The 23,379-nt window shown below is 27.1% G+C and carries 18 protein-coding genes; 2 read left to right on the forward strand and 16 right to left on the reverse strand.

Annotated features, from left to right (window positions below; all coding sequences use genetic code 11):
* Positions 1-8 precede the first annotated feature (8 nt).
* The 10 genes from J2S18_RS14785 to treP all read right to left on the reverse strand — a co-directional run bounded on the left by J2S18_RS14785 (position 9) and on the right by treP (position 13,826).
* Entirely contained in the window at positions 9-1,460 is a 1,452-nt protein-coding gene (locus J2S18_RS14785) for an aminoacyl-histidine dipeptidase (protein ID WP_307487955.1), read from the reverse strand.
* A gap of 276 nt (positions 1,461-1,736) precedes the next feature.
* Complete coding sequence (locus J2S18_RS14790; RefSeq protein ID WP_307487957.1) at positions 1,737-2,687, reverse strand: ROK family protein; 951 nt, start codon at positions 2,685-2,687, stop codon at positions 1,737-1,739.
* 132 nt (positions 2,688-2,819) lie between these two features.
* Positions 2,820-3,056, reverse strand: a complete 237-nt coding sequence (locus tag J2S18_RS14795; RefSeq protein ID WP_307487959.1) for a hypothetical protein — start codon at positions 3,054-3,056, stop codon at positions 2,820-2,822.
* Between the two features lie 244 nt (positions 3,057-3,300).
* A complete protein-coding gene (fusA, locus tag J2S18_RS14800) occupies positions 3,301-5,376 on the reverse strand; it encodes an elongation factor G (protein ID WP_307487961.1) in 2,076 nt (691 codons plus the stop codon).
* Between the two features lie 65 nt (positions 5,377-5,441).
* Positions 5,442-7,130, reverse strand: a complete 1,689-nt coding sequence (locus J2S18_RS14805) for a MutS-related protein (RefSeq protein ID WP_307487962.1) — start codon at positions 7,128-7,130, stop codon at positions 5,442-5,444.
* Between the two features lie 419 nt (positions 7,131-7,549).
* The gene (locus J2S18_RS14810; protein WP_307487964.1) at positions 7,550-8,239 is read right to left on the reverse strand and encodes an MgtC/SapB family protein; all 690 of its coding nucleotides are present in this window, start codon (positions 8,237-8,239) and stop codon (positions 7,550-7,552) included.
* Between the two features lie 205 nt (positions 8,240-8,444).
* Positions 8,445-9,452 carry a hypothetical protein gene (locus J2S18_RS14815; protein ID WP_307487966.1) on the reverse strand — a complete coding sequence of 336 codons (1,008 nt, stop codon included), beginning with the start codon at positions 9,450-9,452 and terminating at the stop codon, positions 8,445-8,447.
* Positions 9,453-9,465: 13 nt separating this feature from the next.
* Entirely contained in the window at positions 9,466-10,479 is a 1,014-nt protein-coding gene (locus J2S18_RS14820) for a phosphodiester glycosidase family protein (protein WP_307487968.1), read from the reverse strand.
* A 194-nt stretch (positions 10,480-10,673) separates the two neighbouring features.
* On the reverse strand, positions 10,674-12,347 hold the full coding sequence (treC, locus tag J2S18_RS14825) for an alpha,alpha-phosphotrehalase (RefSeq protein WP_307487970.1): 1,674 nt from the start codon (positions 12,345-12,347) through the stop codon (positions 10,674-10,676).
* Positions 12,348-12,401: 54 nt separating this feature from the next.
* Positions 12,402-13,826, reverse strand: a complete 1,425-nt coding sequence (gene treP / locus J2S18_RS14830; RefSeq protein ID WP_307487972.1) for a PTS system trehalose-specific EIIBC component — start codon at positions 13,824-13,826, stop codon at positions 12,402-12,404.
* A gap of 183 nt (positions 13,827-14,009) precedes the next feature.
* On the opposite strand from treP, the gene treR reads away from it, so the two are divergent.
* Positions 14,010-14,729 carry a trehalose operon repressor gene (treR, locus tag J2S18_RS14835; protein ID WP_307487974.1) on the forward strand — a complete coding sequence of 240 codons (720 nt, stop codon included), beginning with the start codon at positions 14,010-14,012 and terminating at the stop codon, positions 14,727-14,729.
* Between the two features lie 165 nt (positions 14,730-14,894).
* Here the strand turns inward: treR and J2S18_RS14840 are convergent, their stop codons facing one another.
* The 3 genes from J2S18_RS14840 to J2S18_RS14850 form a co-directional block, all read right to left on the reverse strand.
* Positions 14,895-16,718 carry an LTA synthase family protein gene (locus J2S18_RS14840; RefSeq protein WP_307487975.1) on the reverse strand — a complete coding sequence of 608 codons (1,824 nt, stop codon included), beginning with the start codon at positions 16,716-16,718 and terminating at the stop codon, positions 14,895-14,897.
* A 27-nt stretch (positions 16,719-16,745) separates the two neighbouring features.
* A complete protein-coding gene (locus tag J2S18_RS14845) occupies positions 16,746-18,191 on the reverse strand; it encodes a glycosyltransferase family 39 protein (RefSeq protein WP_307487977.1) in 1,446 nt (481 codons plus the stop codon).
* A gap of 210 nt (positions 18,192-18,401) precedes the next feature.
* Positions 18,402-19,937 (reverse strand): AbgT family transporter, encoded by a 1,536-nt coding sequence (locus J2S18_RS14850; protein ID WP_307487979.1) that lies wholly within the window; start codon positions 19,935-19,937, stop codon positions 18,402-18,404.
* 296 nt (positions 19,938-20,233) lie between these two features.
* On the opposite strand from J2S18_RS14850, the gene J2S18_RS14855 reads away from it, so the two are divergent.
* On the forward strand, positions 20,234-21,607 hold the full coding sequence (locus J2S18_RS14855) for a DUF2334 domain-containing protein (protein WP_307487981.1): 1,374 nt from the start codon (positions 20,234-20,236) through the stop codon (positions 21,605-21,607).
* Positions 21,608-21,678: 71 nt separating this feature from the next.
* On the opposite strand, the gene J2S18_RS14860 is transcribed toward J2S18_RS14855, so the two are convergent.
* The 3 genes from J2S18_RS14860 to J2S18_RS14870 all read right to left on the reverse strand — a co-directional run bounded on the left by J2S18_RS14860 (position 21,679) and on the right by J2S18_RS14870 (position 22,984).
* The gene (locus J2S18_RS14860) at positions 21,679-22,137 is read right to left on the reverse strand and encodes a VanZ family protein (RefSeq protein WP_307487982.1); all 459 of its coding nucleotides are present in this window, start codon (positions 22,135-22,137) and stop codon (positions 21,679-21,681) included.
* Positions 22,138-22,234: 97 nt separating this feature from the next.
* Positions 22,235-22,678: a hypothetical protein gene (locus J2S18_RS14865; RefSeq protein ID WP_307487984.1), complete on the reverse strand. Its 444-nt coding sequence runs from the start codon at positions 22,676-22,678 to the stop codon at positions 22,235-22,237.
* A gap of 141 nt (positions 22,679-22,819) precedes the next feature.
* A complete protein-coding gene (locus tag J2S18_RS14870) occupies positions 22,820-22,984 on the reverse strand; it encodes a hypothetical protein (protein ID WP_307487985.1) in 165 nt (54 codons plus the stop codon).
* Between the last annotated feature and the right edge of the window lie 395 nt (positions 22,985-23,379).

Raw genomic sequence — 23,379 nt, forward strand, 5'->3', positions numbered from 1 at the left:
TTAATTAATTATTTCATTTCCTTTAAAACTTCTAAAAGTAATTTATAAGTTCTTTCAGTTGATGAAATACATAAATGTTCATTCTCAGTATGAGCATCATAAATACTAGGTCCGAAACTTATCATATCTGTATCTTTCATAGTTTCTTTAAATAATCCACATTCAAGTCCAGCATGTATAGCTGATATTTCGGCATCCTTATTAAATAAGTCTTTATAAACCTTTTTGCAAAGTTCTCTTATCTTTGAATCAGGATCATATTGCCATTCAGGATACTCAGAAATTTTTTCAAACTTAGTATTTGTTCTTTTAGCTATAACTGATAATGTATTAAACACTTCATATTTTAAGCTCTTAATAGAACTTCTTATTGATATTGTCATTTCTATTCCATTTTCATTAGTTTTTATAACTGCTAAATTTAAACTAGTTTGAACTAATCCTTCTATATCCTTACTCATATTTTGAACTCCATTTGGAGCTGCAACTAAGAAATCTACTAATTCAGATGTCTTTTTAGCTGTAAATTGTTTATTATTTTCAGAGCAGCAGTTACATTCACTAATTGATAAATTAGGATCAGCAACTCTATATTCAACCTTAAAGTCATCTTCCATCTTCTTATATATATCTTTAACCTTTTTAATATCTTCTTCATTTTTTACTGTTATTGATGCAATACATTCACGTGGAATAGCATTATGCTTTGTACCACCATTTATTTCAACTAAATTAAAGTCTACTGATTTACCAATTTCAAATAATAATCTACCCATTAATTTATTAGCATTTGCTCTTTGCTTAATTATTTCGATTCCTGAATGTCCTCCAAGTAATCCAGATACTTTTAATTGCATACAAGTTCCAGTCTTTTCTTCTAAATCATTTGAAAATGTTGCTTTAGTTTCAATTCCACCAGCACATCCAACTAAGAAAACACCTTCTTCTTCTGAATCGATGTTAAGTAACACTTTTCCATTTAAAGCTTTAGTATCTAAAGCCATAGCTCCATCCATACCAACTTCTTCAGCAGTTGTAACAACAACTTCAAGTGCTGGATGAGGTATATCATTTGAATCTAATATAGCAAGTGCATAAGCTACTGCAATTCCATCATCAGCTCCTAATGTAGTTTTAGTTGCGTATAGGTTATCTCCTTCGATTCTTAATTTTAAAGGTTCCTTCTCAAAATCATGATCACTATCAGCTGCTTTTTCACAAACCATATCCATATGACCTTGTATTATAACTGGTGTTGAATTTTCATAGCCCTTTGTAGCTGGCTTTCTTATGATTACGTTTAATGCTTTATCTTGAGTTACTTCAAGATTTCTCTTTTTAGCAAAATCTACAAGGTAATCACTGATTTCCTTTTCATGATATGAGCCATGAGGAATCTTTGTTAGTTCTTCAAAAAACTCGAATACTTTTTTTGGTTCTAAATTTTCACATACTGACATAATTATCGCTCCTTCTTGTATGAACATTAAATATTGTTCTACAAACTAATTAATTTTTATATTTAAAATTAATTTAAAACAGTAAGTATTTAAATCTCACTATATTTATATTAATTTATTTTTTTGTATTTTATTAGACAAAACTATGTACTTACAATGAATTTTAAAATGTTAACAAATAGTTTTCCATTACTACTCTTCCACTGCATTTTTTAATTATACTAATAAAAATACCTACAAAATCATTTAATGATAATTTTGTAGGTAATAATAATTTTACTTATTTAATTCTAAAAGTGCTAATGCAACTGCTCCTATAACCCCTGCGTCTGTGCCAAGTCCTGCTGGAACTATAGTGCAACTTTCTGCCATAGATTTAAAACATCTTTTATTAACTACTTCACGAACTTTATCAAAAACTATATCTCCAGCTTTTGATACTCCCCCACCAATAACTATCATTTCAGGATCAAATATTGAAATTGCATTTGCTATTCCAATTCCTAAATAATTTAATGCTTCATCAATTATTTCCTTTGAAACTTCATCACCTTTTTCAGCTTCTTTAAATACTTCATATGAAGTAATAGTTTCATAATTTTTAAGTGATGTTTCAACTTTACTTCTTACAGCTTCTTGTCCTCTTTTACCTATTGCTGTTCCTGATGATACCGCTTCTAAACATCCTATATTTCCACAATTACATCTTGGTCCAAATGGTGCAACTGTCATATGACCGATTTCTAAAGCATTTGATGTATTTCCTCTACATATGTTACCATCAACAATTGCTCCTCCACCGACTCCAGTACTTACTGTAAAATAAACCATATTCTTTTTGCCTTTTCCAGCACCTAGCATATATTCTCCAATTGCTGCAACATTAGCATCGTTATCTAAAAATACTGGAACGTTGAATTTATCCTTTAAAGGTTTTACTAAATTAAAATTAGTAAATGGTAAATTTGGAGTAGTTATTATTATACCTTTTTTTGAATCTAAAGGTCCTGGTGAACCTATTCCTATACCATCAATTTCTTCTATACTAGCATCACCTTCATTAATAACAGATTGTATGCTTTTTATAATTCTCTCTAAAACTCTCTCTTCCCCTTCATGGGCATTTGTAGGTATTATGCTTTGTGCCAAAACATTTCCTTTAAGGTCTGCAAGTGCAGTACTTATTTTTGTGCCACCTAGGTCTACCCCAACTACATATTTATTCATATAAACCTCCTCAATATAATTGATTAATATATTTTTATATCTACATATAAAAATAGGACTTACTATTCTATTTTAATATATTTATAGAAATAATAAAGTCCTTATTGTTATTAGTTTAACTATTTTTATTTTTTATAAATTTTTGTGTGCTTTTATGAAATAGTTTCCATTGTTGTCTATACCTTGATTGTCAACAGTAAAACTATTATCTTGTAAAATTGAATTTATTGTGCTTAAATTATCTTTATTTTCTTTATCTATTGATATTGTAAACTTATCTTCTTTATCCACTATACATAAATAATCATAAATATTGCTATATTCACTTAGACCTATACTTCCATGTATATCCATCTTATAATCCGACATAATTTCTCATCCTTCCATCTAAAAAAAGAATATAAATTAACTTAAGTATATTATATGTAATTAACCTTAATTTATTACAAAGAATACTATATAAAATTCTTCCAATTTCAATAGATTAAACCATTCCTTAACTCCATTTCAAGAAATTAATTATACCTCCATAATAACCTCTTTTTTTAACAATCATAAATAAGCCTTTAACTAAAACATATTAATTTATTTTAATTAAAGGCTATATTTTAAATTAATTTTCTTTTTTACTATTTTCAATTATTTTAATAGCTTCATTTTCTGGTACTTCTTCATATCTTTCAAATTCCATTTTATATTCCCCTCTAGCTTGGGTAATTGACTTAATATCTGTTGAATACTTAAACATTTCTGCAAGTGGTACCTCGCAAATTATACTTTGATTATTTTCCTTTGGTTCTATTAAAACTATTCTTCCACGCTTTTTATTTATATCACAAATAATATCTCCCATATATTCCTCAGGTACTGTTATAACCACCTTCATAATAGGTTCTAAAAGAATTGGTTTTGCATTTTCAAGTCCCTTTTTGTATGCAATAGAAGCTGCAATTTTAAAGGCCATTTCTGAAGAATCAACAGGATGATGTGAACCATCATAAAGTGTTGCTCTAAGACCTATAACTGGATACCCTGCAAGTACTCCTTCTTTTATGCAATCCTTTAATCCTTTTTCAACTGCTGGTATAAAGTTTCTTGGAACAGCACCTCCTACTACCTTATCTACAAATTCTAAATCCTCTTCCCCATCATATCTTCTTTCAAATTTTATTTTTACATCCCCATATTGACCATGTCCACCAGACTGTTTCTTATGCTTTCCTTGAACATCTGAAGTTCCCTTTATAGTTTCCCTATAAGGAACTTTAGGTTCTCTCAATATAACCTCTGTTCCAAACTTATTTTTGATTTTACAAGCTATAACTTCTAAATGAGTTTCTCCCATTCCTGATATAATAAGCTCGCCAGTTTCCTTATCTCTTCTTACATCAAAGGTTAAGTCTTCCTCTAATAGTTTGTTTAAAGTTAATGATATTTTCTCTTCATCTCCCTTTGCCTTTGGAATTACTGCCATAGATATTACAGGTTCTTTAAAATTAAAATTCTCATAAGTAATTTTAAAACTTGGATCTACTAATGTATCTCCTGTACCTGTAAATTGAAGTTTTGATACTCCTCCAATATCTCCAGCTACTATCTCCTTAGTTAAAACTTGATTTTTTCCCCTCATAAAAAATATATTTGATAACTTTTCACCTTTTTTCTTATTTGAATTTATTACAGACATATCATTTTTAAGTTTTCCTGTAATAACTCTAAATAAAGATATTTTACCTACAAATGGATCTACCACAGTTTTAAATACTATTGCTGAAAAAGGTCCATCTTCTGATAAACAAAGATACTCCTCTTCTCCATTTTCATTAATAGCCCTTTTTGCAAGGGATAGTTCTGGAGATGGAAAACATTTAATTACATCATCTAAAAAAGAATTCATTCCTATTGCTTTAATTGAACTTCCACACATTACAGGTGCTATATCCCCTGTACTGCATCCATTTATTAATCCTCTATAAATTTCTTCATCACTTAAACTTCCTTCTGAGAAGTATTTTTCTAGTAATTCCTCATCATTTTCTGCAACAGCTTCCATTAACATTTCTTTACACTCATCTATTTTTTCTTCTAAATCTTTTGGAATTTCAATTGCTTCTATTTTATTAGTTCTTAAATTATAAACTGTAGCCTTTTTTGAAATTACATTAATTACTCCACTAAAACTATCTTCTTTTCCTATTGGATATTGTATAGGTACTACCCCTTCTCCAAATTTCTCTTTAAGATTATTTAATGTTTTATCAAAGCTAGAATTTTCTCTGTCTAATTTATTAATAAAAAAAGCCTTTGGCATCTCTATCTTTTTACAAAAATCCCATGCTTTCTCCGTTCCAACTTCAACGCCAGATACTCCACAAACAACTATTACACCAATATCAACTGCTTTTATACCTTCAATAAATTCACCTTCAAAGTCAAAGTATCCTGGTATATCTACTAGATTCACCTTTTTATTTTCCCATTCTAATGGCGAAACCGTTGTAGATAAAGAAATCCCTCTACGTTTCTCCTCTTCATCAAAATCTGAGGTAGTTGTTCCATCTTCAATTTTTCCAAGTCTACTTATTGTATTTGTACTATATAATAGTCCCTCTACTAAAGAAGTTTTTCCAGTTCCACCATGACCTATAAATCCAATATTTCTAAGATTTTTTATATGATAATCTTTCATATATAAAGCCCCACCCTTCTTAAACTCTCATATTAATTTTTATGAGAGTTTAAAAGGTTTTAGAATTACTTTATTTCTTCCCAGTAGCTATTTTTCAAGAAAAATTCTGCTCTACTTTCTGCTCTTTTAACTATGTCCTCATCATATCCAATAACTGATAATATTTTTATTGCATTTCTAGTAGTTGATCTTCCATCATATAATTTATAATCAAATATAATATTGTTATCTTTTATTTGTTCTTGAAAGTGACAATTATAAAAACTATTTTCTAAAATGTAAGTAAGCTCAATATCATGAGTTGCTGCTATACATATGCAATTTTCCTTACTTAAATGATTTAATATTTCCGTTGATGCAGAAATTCTCTCAATTGTATTAGTTCCTCTTAATATTTCATCAATAAAACATAATACAGGAATTTCTTCATTAACATTATCTAATATTCTCTTTAATGATTTACTTTCAACCATATAATAACTTTCATTAGAAAACATATCATCTTTTAATGCCATTGATGTAAATAATCTAAAATAGCTACTACTATATTCATCTGCAAAGGCAGTATATATAGTTTGAGCAAAAATAGAGTTTATTCCTATTGTTCTTAAAAATGTAGATTTTCCTGAAGCATTAGAACCTGTTATTAATAAACACTTATTTATATCAAGACTATTTTTAACTGGATTTTCAATTAAAGGATGATATATATTTTTAAAGTCTATTTTATTTTCAGCTTTATTGCTGCTAATAGTAAGATTTGGTATGCAATAATATTCAATTGCACCTCTAAAGGAAGCCACTGCAATTAAACTATCTATCTCTCCCACATATTTATATATGCTCTCTAAATCCTTCATATTGTTATATAAAGTTTTATTTATTCTTTCAAAGGTTCTTACCTCACGTAGAAAAAATAAATTAAAAATTTCATTAAAAGCTAATGCCTCACTTGTTGCATTAGTTGCATTAACAAATACAGACTTTTCTAATCCTTTTAATAAACGTAATGTCTTTTCAATATGTATATAATTTTCATTTATATTTTTATAATTTAATTTATAAATATCTTTTGCACAGTTAACTAAGGAAATCATATAAATATAATCTTCTATTCTATTTTCATATTTCTCTTTAGTTTTTTTATGTATGTACATGTTTAAAGCAATATTTAAACCCATTAATGCAAAAAAATAATTATAAGAAAATATCCCTAAGATAGTTAATAAAACTGGAGTTATTGATAAAATATTATATAAAACTAATCTTAATTTACTATTATCATTAACTACTTCTTCCTTATCTTTATAAAAATAATCTGATATGCAAAGTTTTTTCTTCTTACCTAATTTCCATAATTTTAATTGAATACCTTTTGCTATATTCTCCTTCTCTTCAAAGAATTTAATTAGTTTTTCTCTTTTCTTTAATTCATCTTCATTAAAAAGAGGTTTCCTTAAAATGTTATATAAAACTTCTTCTCCAACTGATGTCATAGTATTATTCATAACCTTAAAAATATCATCCATGTCTAAATCGCTCCATGTTATATCATCAATATGAAAACATGACTTTGTATTTTCAAAATATGCTTTTGTATATTTAAAATCTACTTTACTATTTTTTATACTTTGAAACTTACCCCATCTTCTATCTATTTCCTCTTTCATAAACTTGTTCATTTTATATTTTGAATAAATAAAAAATAAACTAAATACTAAAATTGTAATTATAAGTCCAATTACAAAATTCATAACCATCCCCCTTGAGCTTAATTATTTTTAAATTTATATATAAACTTAAAAATAATTATACTTTACTATATAAATTTTGTAAAAATTAAATTTTTTTCATAATAATAGTAATTTATTAAATATTTTTAACTACAATATTAAGCCATGTTAATTTAAGGTTAAAGATCTATTATATATTTGAATAGAAAAACATTTAAACTATATAATAGAAATGTAATTCATTAATAAATTTTATCAAAAGATATTTTTATTTCCTTTACACTATCTTTTGTTCTATCTTTTGATAAAAATAAGAATTTGCTTTTAATAAAAATACTCTAGCTAATTTAATTAGTTAGAGTATTTTTTATAGTAGTTTATTCTAATATAAAAAGAGTAAAACAAACAATCTAATATTTGTTTTACTCAATTTATAGTTATCATATATTTTCCACATCCACAGATACAACGTTATCAATACTTTGAATTTCTTTAACTAACTCAAAAGCATTCTCATTATTTTTAGTTTTTATTATATAATGAATAGAATACATGCACTCATCATTTTTTAAATTCTTTTCAGTCTTTATAGAAGATATTGTATACTTTTCATCTGATAATATGTCTGTTATTCTATCATCTGGATATTTTAAAACCTGTATCCTTATATCAAAGGTTTTAACAATATCTATTGCCTTTAAAAGATGTACATTTAATAACTTTTGCATAAATTTCAATATTACAATAACTATAAAGGTAGTGAAAATAGCAATCCAATAAAGTCCTGCTCCAGTAGCTAGTCCAATGGCTGCTGTTGTCCATATTCCCGCTGCTGTTGTTAGTCCCTTTACAAATTTTTTCTCCATAAAAATAGTTCCTGCTCCAAGGAAACTAATTCCACTAACTACTTGTGCTGCAATTCTACTTGGATCTAATCCTACATGATTTAAACTAAGAACATCACTAAAAGCATATTTTGAAATAATCATAAACATGGCACTTGCAAGTCCAACTAAAAAATGCGTTCTAAGACCTGCCTCTTTAGAATCCATTTCTCTCTCTAATCCAATTAATCCTGCCAAAACCCCAGCTAAAGCTATTCTTAAGAAAAATTCTAAACTATTTTGCATTTATTTTTCTTTTACTTTATTAATCAGTAAAAGCCCTCCTTCCCTAACATTATATGATTTTGTATATAATTTATTATAATATAAATTATTACTAATAAAAAATATGTTAGGAAATAGACATTTAAATTATTTTATACTTCTATATTATAAAAGGAGCAAAGCAAAATCATCATTTGCCTCGCTCCCTAATATATAACTTTATTACCTATTTCGTAAAAGGAGTTTTGTAATACTTACCTTCTACTAAACTTGCTACACCATTATTATAGAATCCTAAAAATTCTCCTTTATAGCTTGTTTCTTTTTTAGATTTAAGTTCTTTAACAACTTTTTTTGATGAAGAATTAACATAAACATTTCCTCTTCCATCAACAAAAATATCCTTTTTATTAACTGGTTCTTCTAATGTTATAATTTCTTCTTTAGAATACATATCATTTAAATTCTTTTTAACTATCTTATTTATTTTATTTCCTTGTACTTCTCCTAAGTATGCAACTCCATCTTCATCTATTCCTAATATTACAAGGCTCTCATTAGATTTTATAGCTATTCTTGTATTAGGCTGAGTCATATGAAGTATAGTTCCATTAGGAGCCATATATACTAATCTATCCTTTGTTGGAATTATTGAAATATCTCCTAACACCCTTACATTTAAAGGCACTTTAGTTGCAAAGTTTTGGTTTATATCAACTCTAAAAATGTGATTATTAATTTTAATATAAGTAACTCCTGTAATTGTTGATGCCTTTATATCAAAATTTTTATAACCTTGATTATATGGACAAACCTCTACTATTTTTTGATTTACTCCCTTTTCAGGTTCATAATTATAAAGAACTATTTCTCCATCTTCTATCTCTAAAGTTAAAAGCATATTTCTGTCTTCAAGCCAAACAGATCTTAGTATTTGATTATTATTAATGTTTTCTAATTGTTTTACATTTCCTGTGTTAGCATTGCATATCTCTAATTTTGTCTTATCATAGTAACTTACATACTTACCATCATAAGAAACTTTAATATCTTTTGCACCTGCTGGAATAGTAACATGTATTTTATTATTATCTTTTGTACTATTTATTGATACCTGTTGCATATCAACATTAGTATTATCTTTAAAATAAAATTTATCTAAGAAAAATAGCACCGTACACTGAAGTACAAGGGACACTACTATCCAGGATAATATCATTTTTACTTTTCTCATAGTCTCTCCTTTGTTATTTAACTATTATAGAAGAAGCAATATATCTTTCTCCAAGTCCATTTGACACGTCATTTATAACTTCTCCATTTAAATACATTGTAGATGATTTTCCTCCATCTAAATTAATAGCTGTAACGCATTTTCCTTTTGTAAGCATAAGAGATTGAAGTTCAGTCATAGTACATCCAATACTTCCTACAAGATTTCTTCCATCAATAACCATTAAAACTATTGATCCATCAGCTCTTTGTCCTATAGCTGTTCTTGGTGCAATACCTCTTGCTCCATTAGCTCCTCCTAAAGTTGTAGGTTCCCCATCCTTAATAAGTACTGGCTTAAAACTAACGGCTTCTTGAACATTTAATTCTTTAAGCTCTTTAGTAGAATACTTACCTGCAAGCATTTTACCTTCCTTTGTAATTGCCATACATTCTGTTTTCGTATTTTGTGTTTTTAAATCTGAAAATACTACTTTTCCATTTGAAATTATAATCCCTGTTGGTGTTCCACCATTGCCTGTCCAATTTGAATTACTGGAACTATCTACGAAAGCTCCTCCATTTACAGCTGCTACTGCATTATTGTCTACTGCCATTTCTGAAGTTGTTTCTCCCTTTTTGTACATATCCTTTGTATATGCAACTCTAACCCTTTTAGGATTTTTAATTACTAACATATGTCCATTATATTTTGAGTTTTCAAATTTATAAAGTTCTATTGTATTGTCTTGTTTTCCATTTACTTCAACTACAGAATTATTTTTAATTCCTAAGTTTTCATTTTGTTCATCTGATGAATTTAATATCTCATTAATTCTTTCCTTTGATAAAAACATTGTTGCTAAATATTGATGCTTCATTGTTGTCATTGCTGAACCAACATATATTCTCTTTGCATTATCAAAAGGTCCATAAAGTAATACAAAGGGTGCTGTAACGGCTGTAAATACCAATTCAAAAACCAAAAAGGCTACTATCGTTTTCCACTTCTTTTTATTTCTTCTTCTCCTTTTTCTCTTGTTTTCCATCAAAACTCTCCCATTTTAAAAAATTTATTCTTTATTATATACTATTTAAGTTTCTTTATAAACCCATTATAATATTATACTAACTTAAATATTATATTTAATTTCAGGAAATATAACAAGAAAACCCACTATTCTTAATAATAATTTAAAAGAAAAAGAGGAAAATCGACAAATTTTCCTCTTTAGTTCTTTTTTTATTCATTTTTTATATACAAAGCAAAACATTCATAAGGTCGTAGTTTTATATATGTTTTTACTTCAAAATCCCCATAATTACTAATTAGAATTTCTGAAGATTTTAAATCATATTCTTTTAAGGAAATGTTGGCTTCATTACCATAAAAATTACAAAATACTATAAGCTTATTATTATTTAAAATTCTTTCATAGGCTAATATATTTTTATCATTTTTTAGTATTGGTTTTATTTTTCCATTGCTAATTATTTCATAAGTTCTTCTTAAATTAATCAACTTCTTATAATAATTAAATATTGAATCCTTATCCTTTATATTATTATCTACATTTATTTCTTTATAATTTTTGGATAAATCTATCCATGAAATTCCTTTAGTAAAACCACTATTTTCACTTTCATCCCATTGAACTGGTGTACGTGAATTATCTCTGGATTTCTCCTTCAATATATTTAATATTTCTTTCTCACAACATCCTTTATTTTTAAGTTCATTATAAGCATTAATAGATTCAACATCTCTATAGTCATCTATACTTTCAAACTTTGGATTTGTCATTCCAATTTCTTCTCCTTGATATATATAAGGAGTTCCCCTCATTAAATGAATTGCTGTTCCAAGCATCTTACCACTTTTTTCATGAAAATTTAAGTCATCTCCAAAACGTGATAATACTCTTGGCTGGTCATGATTGCACCAAAAAAGTGCATTCCAACCACAACCTTCTTCCATTCCTACTTGCCAATTAAATAATATTTCCTTTAATTTATTAAAATCAAAAGACATTAAGCTCCACTTTTCTCCATTTAAATAATCAACCTTTAAATGATGAAAACTAAAGGTCATAGTAAGTTCTTTTCTTGAAGGCTTAGTATATTTTACACAGTTATCTATAGTTGTTGATGACATCTCTCCAACTGTCATAGTATCTTCGTATTTTGAAAATACTTCTTCATTCATTTCTCTTAAATATTCATGAATCTTAGGTCCATCTGTATAAAATTTTCTTCCATCATGATTTGAATCTTCTAAAGTATCATTTAAAAATCTTTGGTCTTTTGATAAAAGATTTACAACATCAAGCCTAAAGCCATCTACTCCCTTATCCATCCAAAATCTCATCATTTTATAAATTTCTTTTCTTAAAGTAGGATTTTCCCAATTTAAATCTGCTTGAGTTACATCAAATAAATGAAGATAATATTCATCTAATTTCTGCACATATTTCCAAGCTGAACCTCCAAACTTAGATTTCCAATTAGTAGGAGGAATATCTTTCTCCCCCTTTTTCCATATATAGAAATCATGATATGGATTGTCCTTTCCTTTTAATGCTTCCTTAAACCATTTGTGCTCCGTAGAAGTATGATTCACTACCATATCCATTATAAGTTTTAAATCTCTTTTATGAATTTCTTTAAGCAGTTCTTCAAATTCTTCCATTGTTCCAAATAAAGGGTCTATATTATAATAATCTGCAATATCATATCCATTATCATTTTGTGGTGACACATATATTGGTGTTATCCATATTACATCTATTCCTAAATCTTTTAAATAATCTAATTTTTCTATAATTCCACCTATATCTCCTATGCCATCTCCATTGCTATCTTTAAAACTCTTTGGATATATTTGATATACAGTAGACTTCTTCCACCAATCTGCCATTACTGCCACTCCTTCTTCTTATATAGCTAAAATACAACTTAATTTATAAATCTATTATTTACTTTTAATTTGTTCTCTTTTATAAAATATAAATGTTAAAACAAATGGTACTATAACAGCAACTAGCATTGCTATTGAATAAGTTAACCAATTGTTAGGTTTTATTGCAAGTAATGCAGGCAACCCACCAATTCCAATTGAATTTGCAAGTACTCCTGTCATTATTGCTACAACTGCAGCTGATGCTGAACCTATTATTGCCGCATAAAATGGATACTTAAATTTTAAGTTTACTCCAAACATAGCAGGTTCTGTAACTCCAAGCCATGCTGATATTCCTGAAGATAATGCTATTGATTTAATTTTTTCATCCTTCTTGTATAACATAACCATTGCCATAGCAGCTGAACCTTGAGCAATATTACTAAGAGCAATTAATGGCCATATCATTGTTCCTCCATTATTTGCTATAAGTTGTAAATCTACAGCTATAAATGTATGATGAAGACCAGTTATTACAAGTGGTGCATATGTAAGTCCAAATATTATTGCACCTATTATTTTAAATGGTCCTGTTAAAAGATAAGTAAATACTGCTGCTATTCCATTGCCTAATTCACGTGAAATAGGTCCAATTATTATATATGAAAGTAATACTGTAACTATTATTGCAACGAAAGGTATAATTATCATTTTTAATACATCAGGTATATATTTTTTAAGCCAAAGTTCTATTTTTGATAATACAATACCTGAAAGTATAGCAGGAATTACCTGTGCTTGATAACCTACTTTTTCTACTGTTATAATTCCAAAATTCCAAACAGGAATAGTTCCTTTTGCAGCTGCTTCTGCATATCCGTAAGCATTTAATAATTGAGGTGATACTAAACATATACCAAGAACAATACCTAATATTTCTGAACCACCAAATTTTTTAACTGTTGACCAAGTAACTCCAACAGGTAAGAAATGAAATATAGCTTCTCCTATTACCCATAGAAAATCATAAACTTGTGCAAGTACAGGGTGTAATTGAATTAAAGTTTGTGTTCCATTACCAAATACATGTAAATCTCCAATAATATTTCTAAATCCAAGTATAAGACCTCCAGTTATAATTGCTGGAAGAAGTGGAATAAAAATTTCTGCAAGACCACCAATTACTCTTTGCAAAGGATTCATATTCTTTTTGGCTATATTTTTACTTTCCTCTTTAGAAACAGTTTTTATATCTCCAACTTCTGTAAAATCCTTAAAAAATTCTGAAACTTTATTACCTATTACTATTTGAAATTGTCCTGCATTTGTAAAAGTTCCCTTTACAGTAGGTAATTTTTCAATTTCTTTAGGTTTTGCTTTAGCTGGATCTTTAAGTACAAGTCTTAGTCTTGTAACACAATGAGCTGCACTAACAATATTTTCTTTACCACCAACTAATTCTAAAACTTTTTTAGCTTCCTCTTTATACACTCCCATTTGTATCCTCCCTTTATATAAAATTCTCTTTAGTTTTGTAAACGTTTGATATAATTTATGATTTTATTTTAACTTGTTCAAACAAGTTTGTCAACACTTGTTTGAACAAGTTCTGTGAAATAATGACTAATCTTAAAAAAATGTATATAATGTAAGTATATATCCATGAGGAGGACCTTATTTATGTCTAAAAACAAATACTTAGATATATATAATTATCTTAAAGAAAAAATATTAAATAATAGTTTTAAACCTGGTGAAAAATTACCATCAGAAAATGAATTAACTACTTTATTTTCTGTAAGTAGAAATACAGTTAGACGTGCAATAGATATGTTAGCTACAGATGGTATTGTAACAAGTGTACACGGTAAAGGTGTATTTGTAATTGAAAACAAACCTTTTAAGTTTTTAGTTGGTGGCTTACAAAGTTTTAAGGAGGCATCTATAAACAATAATATAAAATATACTACGGAAATTCCTTTATTTGAGGAAATTATTGTAGATAAAGAACTCTCAGAAAAAACTGGTTTTTCTGTTAATAGCAAAGTTCTTCATATTTTAAGAGTTAGAAATATAAATGATGAGAATGTAATCTTAGATATAAATTATTTTTTATCTGATGTAGTTAAAGATTTAAATAAAAATATAGCTAAAGATTCAATATATAAATTTTTAGAAGAAAATACTAATATAAAAATAAGTGGAGCTCAAAAATTAATTTCTGTTGAGCCTGCCTCTTCTTTAGATAAAAAATATATTGATTTAGGGAATAATAATTTAGTTGCAATTATTAAAAACTTTGTTTACTTAGATGATGGTACTCTATTTGAATATACTGAATCTCACCATCGTCCAGACAAATTTACTTTTAGTACATTTGCTAGAAGAACATTTAAATAGAATATTTATAGTAACAAATTAAAAATTCGCTATGGATAACTTGTTTTTAATATTTTAAAATTGATTTAATAATTTATTTTATTCAAAAATATTAGAGTGTCGCAAATTCGACACTCTAATAAACATATTATATATTATTTTCTATTTTTAATTTTTAATATATATTTAATTAACTAAACCTCTATTTTCAAAATATCTATTCTTTATCATATAATCTGCTATTTTATATGCTTTTCCTAATTGCTCTTTTTGCTCAGGTGTAGGATTTCCAATAACCTTATTTCCTTTAATTACAGTAGCATCCCTATCTGTATTTAAAAGATTTCTTCCCATAAACTTATCATTAGTATCTATTCCTAATAAATACAACATTGTTGGAGTTATATCACTTTGACCTCCTGGAGTATTTATAGTTTCTCCTTTAATTCCTGTTCCATAAATAAATAATGGTATTTTATGGTCTACCTTCTTCCACCAAGTTCCTGGTAAAGGTAGCTTTTGGATTTCCTTATTATAATATTTATGAACTCCTGTATGATCTCCATAAATAACAAGAACAGTATTGTCCATTAACCCAAGTTTCTTTAATTTATTTATAAAGAATCCTATTTTTCTATCTGCATAATTAACACTTTGGAAATATCCACCTAATTTACTATCATCAATTACCTTTGGTAAATCTAATTCTCTATATCTATCTGGAAGATCAAAAGGTCCATGACTTGATAAACTAGGTATTGTTGAGAAGAAAGGCTCCTTTAAAGTCTTTAATTTATCTGCATATTGACTATAAAAAGATCCATCTGAAAGTCCCATTCCAAAAACATCATCAAGTTTATATGAATTAATATCCCACATCTTATTAATTCCTAAAGCATTTGCATGTGCCTCTGACCAGTTCCAATCCCCTGCTCTTTCTGCATGGGTTGATACTACTGTATATCCATTTTTAATTAAGTTCCTTGGTAAAGATGGATATTTAACCTCTGGATGAGTTAAAAATGTTATACTATCCCCTAATGTTAACATTCCAGAACTAACCATCATATCACAGTCTATACTATTACCAGCATTATTTTGCTCATAAAAATCGTCAAAATAAAATGATTTATTAATAAGTCTATTTAAGTTTGGAGTAATTTCTTGTCCATAAACTTTTTTACCAATTACAAAGTTTTCTAAAGATTCTATTTGCATGAATATTACATTCTTACCTTTAAATATACCCTTATATTTATTATCTGGTAGTTTCTTATTGTTCCACTCAAGCCAATTATCAACCTGCTTCATTTCCGCTTCACTAGGTTTTTCTTTATACTTTTCTATAGCCATTGCTGCCTCTCCTAAATGATATCCAAGAGGGGAAGCATCCTGCATCATTGCAAAAGGTGACCATGATGTATTCATAAACTTAACTTTATTATCAGTTATATTCTTAACATCAAATAAATAATGTGTTCCGTAAATAACTGCTACACAAATAACTAATACACCAATAGCTGATTTTATATGTTTCTTGCAAAGACTTAATGATTTTGCTTTGTTTCTTATTAATATAAGTATTGGTATATCTATTATAAATAGTAAATCCAATATACTTGGATTTATTAAACTTTCATTTAATGGATTAAACATATCTCTAAAAAATATATGTCTTAATCCTAAATAATTTCTACTTGCTCTATAATACCAAAGATCTGCTATTAGTAATAATGAATATAAACAATCTATTACTATTAAATAAGTAAATTGCCTCTTTCCTTTAAAGAAAAGAGCTGGAATTATCATTATTAATAAAAATGCTATATGAGCAAGTAATACTTCATTATCAATCTGCACGCCCCACCCTAAAAATGTTCTTCCATTGTTAGATGATCCTATTGCCATAAAAGCTACTGTTTTTAAAGCTAATATTATAAATATTAAAACTTTCATTACAAAACCTAGCTTAATTTTTTTGATAGAATTAAGTATCTTATCAAATTTCATATTTTCTCTTCACCTACTTAAAAAATTTTATATACTATGTCTCAATTCTTTTATTTTTTCTATTCCAGAAACAGCTAAAATTACAAACAACCAACATACAATATATGAATATCTAGATTGCATTTCTATAAATAGATAAGATAACCCATATCCGCAAAAAGCTATATAAAAAAGATTTATTTCTGATTTATTTTTAAATCTCTTTTTATTAAATAACCCAATAAATACTAATACCATTACTATTAAATACATAATTTGTATAGCAAATCTTCCACCATTATTAAAATTAATTAATATATCATTATTAGGAACATCAAGTTGTGACCAAAATACACCACTTAAATCTCCCTCTGCCCACTGATTTGAATATTTTTGTATATAAAATTTTAATAAAGTAGAAGGGTTAGTTGTAGTAAGTCTATTATAGATTATATCCTTACATGCAGAATCTATTTCATCATAATTAAAATTATATTTTTCTGGTATTTGTGCATCATCTAAATTCCATCTACCACCATATTCAATATTTGTACCCTTTAATATTAATGTAGTTGACGGCTCTGCACCCTTCCATAAATTATATTCAGTAATTTTGAAAGCCTTTAAAGTTGAACTTGCTATAACAAGAACTAGTCCAAAGGATATTACTACCATTAAAATATTTATTATCTTATTTTTTAACTTATTGTCTGTATAAATTATAATATACATTACATAAGCTATTACCATAACTGGTGCAACCATTCTAAATAAATTTCCTATAGATAAAAGTACCCCTGATAATATAAACATAGCTGGATGAACTTTTTTCTTACAAGTTATAAGAAAAACATATATACTCCCTAAGTAAAAAGGTATTGCTATATTTTCTGTACAAAGTACTCCTGTATAAGTTACAAGAGGTGGAAATACTGAAGCTATTAAGGCACCAATTATTCCATAATATTTCTTTTCAAATGTTTCATTTAATATTAAGTAAATTAAGTAAATTGTAATTACACCCATAATTAAATTTACAATTTTCATTGCTAATATTGCATTTGAAAAAAGCTTAAGCATTAATGCCATATACATAATCATAACAGTTAAGTGTGGAAATCTTGCTATATATCCTGTTCCCCACATCATACCATAATTTCCTTCTAATACTGCCTTTGCCGTTTGATACATAGTATTAAAATCAGATACCGGAACTGATTTTACATTTATAAGCCATAATATTCTTAATATAGCACCCCATATTAAAATAATTATTATTTTACTTCTATTATTTAAAGTTTTACTTTTCACTAAAAAATATCCTAAAACAACAGTTAATATTAAAGCTAAAGTAGAAACTGTAAAAGATAAATCTAGTCCTTTATAGAAAACCTTTAAATCTAATATAGTTGCAAAAACTAAAATAAGTATTAATGGTTTTAATGCTATAGTTACAAAACTCGTAAAACCATTTCTAAACTTTTTTATTTCCATACCTAATCCTCCTAATTTTATAGTGAAATTATACTTTTAAAATTTCACAAATACAATTGTATCATAATGTTAAGATATTTTGTTATTTACAAACTATACTTTTTGGAACTATTCCATATTTTAATTAATTTATAAGAAAATTTTAAGATATTATATAAAAAAAGCAGGAAATATAACTATCTCCTGCTTCTTATTTAAACTATATAATTTTTAAATAAATAATCCTGCACCTGGTCCAAGTGGTAATCCTAGTAAGAACCATATTATTAATAAAATAGTCCAACATACTAAAAATGCCATTGAGTAAGGAACCATAGTTGAAATAAGTGTTCCTATACCTGTATCTTCATCATAAACCTCTGCAAAAGCAACTATTAATGCAAAGTATGTCATAAGAGGTGAAATAATATTTGTACTTGAATCACCAATTCTATATGCCATTTGAACAAGTTCTGGTGAATAGTGCATTCTCATAAACATAGGTACGAAAACTGGTGCCATAATAGCCCACTTTGCTGAAGCTGAACCCATAAATAGATTTATAAATGCTGATACTAATATAAATCCTAATATTAAAGGAATTCCTGATATTCCTGTATTTTCTAAGAAGTCCGCTCCTTTAACTGCAATAATTGTACCAATGTTTGTATGGTTAAAGTATGAAACGAATTGAGCTGCAAAGAATACTAATACTATGTATCCTCCCATTGAAGACATACTCTTACCCATTAAATTTATTACTTGCTTATCGCTAGTTATATCTCTTTTACCAATTCCAAATGCTATTCCTGGTATTAAAAATGCCATTGATATTATTGCTACCATTGAATGCATGAAAGGTGACTTTAATATTTCTCCTGTTTGAGGATTTCTAAGTGGTCCCCATGATGGAACAACAAGTAATCCCATAAATATTATAAATAATACTAGTGCAATACCTGCAAATTTTAATCCTCTTTTTTCATTATCACTAATTTCTGTTATCTCTTCAGATTGTTTTTTGCCTTTGTATTCTCCAAGTCTTGGTTCAACAACCTTTTCTGTTATGATTGTACCAACTATTGTAATAAGTATTGTTGAAGCTATTAAGAAATACCAGTTTGAAGCTATTCCAACTTCATATCCAGCTTGATACATTTGAGCTGATTCTTGAGTTATACCAGCAAGTAATGCATCTGTTGGTCCAAATATTATGTTAGCACTAAATCCACCTGATACTCCTGCAAAAGCTGCTGCAATACCTGCAAGTGGATGTCTCTTAAAGCTTAAAAATACAACTGCTCCAAGAGGTATAAGTATAACATATCCTGCATCTGATGCTATATTTGAAACTACTCCAGCAAAAACTACTACTACTGTAATTAAGCTCTTTGGAGTACTAGTAACAAGTTTTCTTAGTAATGTTCCAATAAGTCCTGTTCCTTCTGCAACCCCAACTCCAAGTAATGCCACTAAAACCGTTCCAAGTGGTGCAAAACTTGTAAAATTGTTAACTGCACTTTCAAACATATATCTAATTCCATCTGGAGTTAGAAGTGATTGAACTGATACTGTTAACTCTTTAATTTGCATTGTGGCCCTATCTAGACCTGTATAAGTAACACTAACTCCCATCTTAGCTAGTATTGCTGATAAAACTATAATACCTGCACATAAAATAATAAATATAGTAGCTGGATGAGGTAACCCATTACCAACTCTTTCAACCATATTCAGAAAACCTTTTTTCTTAATGTTTTTTTCCATTAGCTGTCCCCCTTTTTATTAGTATCCCCACATTTAGTCCTCATTATAAGCACATATGTTTCTAAGATGTGTACATTATATAACATTTTTGAACTAATTACAACCATTTTGTTCATTTTGTTCATATTTGTAAGGTTTATTTTAACAATTCTACATTTTGTATGTTTTTGTATAAAAAAATCTGTTTTAATATTTTTTTATCTTAATATTTTCTTATTTTTACATAAATTCTCTTATATTTATAAAGTCCTATGCTAAAATATATTTATTAAAAAATCTAAGATAGGGGAAAAAAGATGAAAAATAAAAAATTAAAAAAAGGTATAAAGTATAGTATAATAGCAGTTTTTGTTATTCTAATAGCCTATGGAATTGCATTCTATTTTAGTTTCTTCCAAGGAAATACCTATGTAGAAAATGGACAAGTAATAAGTAAGGTTAAGCCTAAAAACTATAAAAGTATTTATACCTCATCAATTAATTTAAACTCTGAACCTTTAAAGAAAATAGATAATGTTAAAATATCTATATTAGGAAAAACTGTTCCAAAAGATGTACCTATTTTATTAAGGGCACAAAGATATTATTTACCTCTAGATTATGTAAATAAAACTTTTGGATATTCAAAAGATAACAAAAATCCATTAGAATTTTCAAAAGGAGATTCAAAAATAACTTTTTCTGAAAAAGAAGCTATGATAAATGGTAAAAAATATAACTTAAGAGGTTGGCTTCCAAAATATAAAGATCAATATTATATTTCTATATCTGATATTGAATATATCTTTTCTCTAACATCAGTATTTGATTTTAAAGAGAATTCAGTTAAACTGTTAAAATCAAATTATAGTAGATTAAATAGAACTAATGATAAACTTAAAGATGGCAAAGCTGCCTTAATAAGATTAGAAGATTTCTCTTCTGGTGGAGCTTTATATGAAGATGTAAATCAAACTAAATTAAAGGTAATGGCAGATTATCTTTATAACAATAATATAAGATTCCATGTAGCTTGGGTACCTAGATACAAAGACCCTGGAGAACATTTTGATAACGACCTTCTAACAAATAATTGTATAAATAATGTTGGTTTTATAAACTTATTAGATTATATAATTAATAGTGGAGCTGAAATTGGACTTCATGGCTACACTCATCAAGCAGGAGACAGCGTAAGTTTAGCTGGAATAGAATTATCAAGTAAATTTAATTCAACAGAAAAAGAAACTAGAGCTGTTATAGAAAATGGTCTTAAAAATGCTGACGATTTAAATATTCCTGTTCACTTTTTTGAAAGTCCACACTATCAAGCAACTAGAAAGCAAAAAGAAATTATACAAGAATATTTCAAATATTTATATGAACCATATAGTATTCCTTACTTTACAGCATTTAAAGAAACAGCTGAAGGTAATGTTTATATTCCAACTCCACTTAACTATGTAAAAAATCATGATACTAAACCTATGATTAAAAAGATTGAAAATCCAGCTCCAAACTTTTTAGCATCATTATTTTATCATCCAACATTAGAGCTTGATTATTTAAATTTCAACTCTAATAACAATACTTTTAATGAAGAAATAGCTCAAAATTCATTAATGAAATCAATTGTTGAAGCCTTAAATAAAAATGGTTATTCTACAATTCATGTTACTGACATTAAATAAAAACTAACATTAAATAAAATAACTACAAAAAATAGTTAATATTTATAAATCCAATATAAAAAAGCAAAAGCCTATTTTACGGCTTTTGCTTTTCTTTTTATTATCTTATTTATAAAAAATACTAATATTGATCCTGTAGCAGCCCCTGAAGTATCTATCAATACATCAGTAAACCTACCTGCTCTACCTGCTACAAAAGTTTGATGTAACTCATCAGTTGAAGCATAAATAAATGATAATATAATTGAATATATTAAAGCTTTTTTATTACTTATATAAAATCTTAATACATTAAAGTAAAGTATATTTAATATTAAATACTCTGTAAAATGTGCACCTTTTCTAATTATAGTAATAGCTATATCAACATAAATTCCTTCAATATCCATACCTAAATTTCTTATTAAATTTAATACAAAATCACTTTGATTATTTGAAATATTTGCCGGCTGATTTGACATATAAAATATAAATACCATCCAAATTAATAATATAGCCCAAGATAATACCATCTTTTGTTTAACCTTCATACATTAAGTCTCCAATCAATAATAATAAGCTATATTATACTACAATAAAATAATAAATGTAAATTTATAAGATTGTAAGTTTATATACCTTAAATTACTATCTATCTTGAATTATATACTTATTTATATAAGCTAATGATTCCTCTATTATACTTTGACCACGCTCTATATCTTCTGTTTTAATATTCAAATTACATAATCTTTGATCTATAGATTGAATTTGCTCTTTTAATTCTTGTAATAACTTTGTTTCGTACTTTATTTGTATTCCATCTGCATCTACGAATATTTTCTCTGGTGGATCACCACATATTGAGCATTTTGCATATAACTTATTTCCATTAGTATCTTTAAACAACTTAAAATTATCGTTTTTACACGAAGAACAAAAGGATAAAACTTCATATATATCATCTCCTATTTCGTGATAATATTCACTTTCACATTCCATGCAAATAGCTTTTATCTTATTATCTAAAGTTTCAATTCTAAATTTATTACCAGAGCACCCTTCCTTTTCGCAGACAACAGTTCTAATCATTTTATCATCTCCCTAAAATTTAAAATAATCCATTCATTAGATAATTTATATTCTTTTTTAAAAGGAAATATTCTATATAAAAAAATAGAAACCTAACACACTTGTTAAGTTTCTATAATTATAATTATTATTACGTTTATATTACGCTTTTAAAAGATCTTTCAATTCATCAATTTCTTCTTCAACTATTTTTATCTTTTCGTCTATATCAGAAGTTTTCTTCCCAGCTAAAATTAACTGTCGTTTTTCAAGCTTCAATTGTTTAAGACATTCATTTAATTCTTCTATTTTTGTCAAAAAAAACACTCCCCATCCTAAGCTTTAAAAAAATACTAATGTTATATAGTTTTATTATCCATTATATGTTTATATACCCTTTTCGTTCTATTTTTTTGAAAACGTAACCATATCAAATAATTATTCTTATACAATAATTATATATAATCATAAGTAAGATGTATATAACTAACTTTAGCAATATTTTTTCATTTTATTACATTTTATAGTTCATATATTTAATTTTATATAATTATTTTATTGTTTATGATAAAACATTATTCAAATTATGTAAAAGAATATTAAAAACAATTTTTTATACTTTCATAGAAAATCATGACCACCCGTAAAACGGGTGGTTTGCTCTAGCCCTATAAGGGCATGTTACTGGCTGTGCTACTCGCACATCGAAACGGTTTGCCAAC

Source organism: Eubacterium multiforme, from assembly GCF_030813415.1.
Taxonomy (GTDB): Bacteria; Bacillota; Clostridia; order Clostridiales; family Clostridiaceae; genus Clostridium; species Clostridium multiforme.

What these genes read in the sequence shown, in the direction of transcription:
- J2S18_RS14785 (WP_307487955.1), bottom strand. Translation starts at nt 1,460, where the DNA reads ATGTCAGTATGTGAAAATTTAGAACCAAAAAAAGTATTCGAGTTTTTT.
- J2S18_RS14790 (WP_307487957.1), bottom strand. Translation starts at nt 2,687, where the DNA reads ATGAATAAATATGTAGTTGGGGTAGACCTAGGTGGCACAAAAATAAGT.
- J2S18_RS14795 (WP_307487959.1), bottom strand. Translation starts at nt 3,056, where the DNA reads ATGTCGGATTATAAGATGGATATACATGGAAGTATAGGTCTAAGTGAA.
- fusA (WP_307487961.1), bottom strand. Translation starts at nt 5,376, where the DNA reads ATGAAAGATTATCATATAAAAAATCTTAGAAATATTGGATTTATAGGT.
- J2S18_RS14805 (WP_307487962.1), bottom strand. Translation starts at nt 7,130, where the DNA reads ATGAATTTTGTAATTGGACTTATAATTACAATTTTAGTATTTAGTTTA.
- J2S18_RS14810 (WP_307487964.1), bottom strand. Translation starts at nt 8,239, where the DNA reads ATGCAAAATAGTTTAGAATTTTTCTTAAGAATAGCTTTAGCTGGGGTT.
- J2S18_RS14815 (WP_307487966.1), bottom strand. Translation starts at nt 9,452, where the DNA reads ATGAGAAAAGTAAAAATGATATTATCCTGGATAGTAGTGTCCCTTGTA.
- J2S18_RS14820 (WP_307487968.1), bottom strand. Translation starts at nt 10,479, where the DNA reads ATGGAAAACAAGAGAAAAAGGAGAAGAAGAAATAAAAAGAAGTGGAAA.
- treC (WP_307487970.1), bottom strand. Translation starts at nt 12,347, where the DNA reads ATGGCAGATTGGTGGAAGAAGTCTACTGTATATCAAATATATCCAAAG.
- treP (WP_307487972.1), bottom strand. Translation starts at nt 13,826, where the DNA reads ATGGGAGTGTATAAAGAGGAAGCTAAAAAAGTTTTAGAATTAGTTGGT.
- treR (WP_307487974.1), top strand. Translation starts at nt 14,010, where the DNA reads ATGTCTAAAAACAAATACTTAGATATATATAATTATCTTAAAGAAAAA.
- J2S18_RS14840 (WP_307487975.1), bottom strand. Translation starts at nt 16,718, where the DNA reads ATGAAATTTGATAAGATACTTAATTCTATCAAAAAAATTAAGCTAGGT.
- J2S18_RS14845 (WP_307487977.1), bottom strand. Translation starts at nt 18,191, where the DNA reads ATGGAAATAAAAAAGTTTAGAAATGGTTTTACGAGTTTTGTAACTATA.
- J2S18_RS14850 (WP_307487979.1), bottom strand. Translation starts at nt 19,937, where the DNA reads ATGGAAAAAAACATTAAGAAAAAAGGTTTTCTGAATATGGTTGAAAGA.
- J2S18_RS14855 (WP_307487981.1), top strand. Translation starts at nt 20,234, where the DNA reads ATGAAAAATAAAAAATTAAAAAAAGGTATAAAGTATAGTATAATAGCA.
- J2S18_RS14860 (WP_307487982.1), bottom strand. Translation starts at nt 22,137, where the DNA reads ATGAAGGTTAAACAAAAGATGGTATTATCTTGGGCTATATTATTAATT.
- J2S18_RS14865 (WP_307487984.1), bottom strand. Translation starts at nt 22,678, where the DNA reads ATGATTAGAACTGTTGTCTGCGAAAAGGAAGGGTGCTCTGGTAATAAA.